The sequence below is a fragment of the Shewanella sp. 10N.286.52.C2 genome, from assembly GCF_002874545.1.
Taxonomy (GTDB): domain Bacteria; phylum Pseudomonadota; class Gammaproteobacteria; order Enterobacterales; family Shewanellaceae; genus Shewanella.
In genome coordinates, this window is record NZ_MCTV01000044.1 from 1 (window position 1) to 1,555 (window position 1,555).

The window sequence follows — 1,555 nt, forward strand, 5'->3', positions numbered from 1 at the left end:
CAGCGGTATGCTTAAGGTGACCAAACCAACAGGAGAAAGCTCAATGAGATTTTATAATAACTCACATCCATACTACTGTGGTATCGATTTACATGCACGTTTACTTTATGTATGCATCATTGATTCTAAAGGGGAAGTTGTCGTCCATAAAAAGATTGGCGCTGACAAAGATGACTTACTACTCATACTTGAACCCTATATCGGCAATGTCATTGTCGGGGTTGAGTGCATGCATTGTTGGTATTGGGTGTCAGACTGGTGTGCTGAACTGGGTATCGATTTTGTGTTAGGCCATGCGCTTTATATGAAGGCGATTCATGGCGGCAAAACTAAAAATGATAAAGTCGATTCCTTTAAAATTGCGACATTGCTTCGTGGTGGTAACTTCCCCATAGCCTACGATTACCCCAGTGAAATGCGCGCTGCACGTGATCTGTTACGCCGTCGTATGAAGATTGTCCGTCACGGCGCTATGCTCAAAGGTCATGTTGTTAACACCAACAGCCAATACAACTTACCTGCCACTGACCTAAACCTTAAAAACATCTCAGCAAGACAAAAACTGCGGGAGCAATATCAAGACCCTATTGTGCAACGTAATATCGATTTAGACATGGCACTCCTTGATTGCTATGCCAAGGAACTCGCGCAGGTCGAATGGTTCATTGAAAAACAGGCAAAAAACCATAATCCCGTCTATCTAGAACTGCTTAAAACCGTGCCTGGTATTGGTAAGGTTTTATCGCTGACAATTCTATATGAAATCGGTGATATAGCCCGATTTGAATCGGTACAAAAATTTGCCTCATACTCTCGTTTAGTAAAGTGCAAAGCTGAATCAGCCGGAAAAACCTACGGCACGAATGGCAATAAAATCGGTAATGCTCATTTAAAGTGGGCATTCTCTGAAGCAGCGGTGCTTTACCTACGTGGCAATGACAAAGCCCGTAACTACCTTAATCAATTACAAAAACGAATGAGTAAAGCCAAAGCATTATCGGCACTCGCTCATAAGCTTGGTCGCTGTGTTTATTTCATGTTGAAGAACAAAACGGTATTTGATGAGCAACGATTCTTGAAAGGATAAGTCGCGCAATAAGGTGAGCTGAACATCTAACTAGATACTCTTGAAAAGAGAAGCGAGCATGACCGTGAATGATGTGGCTAATGAAGCAATGACTTCACACCATCATCACTATGCCAAATGCTATTTAAGCTACATCGCCTTGATTAGACGCCTTATTGGCGCGCATTAATAAGTACAATTACCAAAGTCGTTTACACCTTAAATGAGCCTGAAACTAACTGTGCACAAAGCACCTCTGACTTGAATAGTGCCATCTTAGGGTTAACCGATAAATGTCTAGTGCCCCTGATATTTCAAAGGATTGAAAAGCGTCAGGCAGCGATAAGATCGCACTAAGAGAGCCTCTATATGTGTTTGCTGTAAACGATGATTTGACAGCTAAATGACAGACGAAGTAGATGAATTTGTTGATTGATTTTTATTTGACTGCAAAAGCAGTCAAATAAGTTAGGCTCGCCTATTGACTGG

At 41.7% G+C, this 1,555-nt stretch carries 1 protein-coding gene; it reads left to right on the top strand.

Annotated features, from left to right (window positions below; all coding sequences use genetic code 11):
* Positions 1–43: 43 nt before the first annotated feature.
* Positions 44–1,087, top strand: a complete 1,044-nt coding sequence (locus tag BCU94_RS15430; RefSeq protein WP_102437120.1) for an IS110 family transposase — start codon at positions 44–46, stop codon at positions 1,085–1,087.
* The last annotated feature ends 468 nt before the right edge of the window (positions 1,088–1,555 follow it).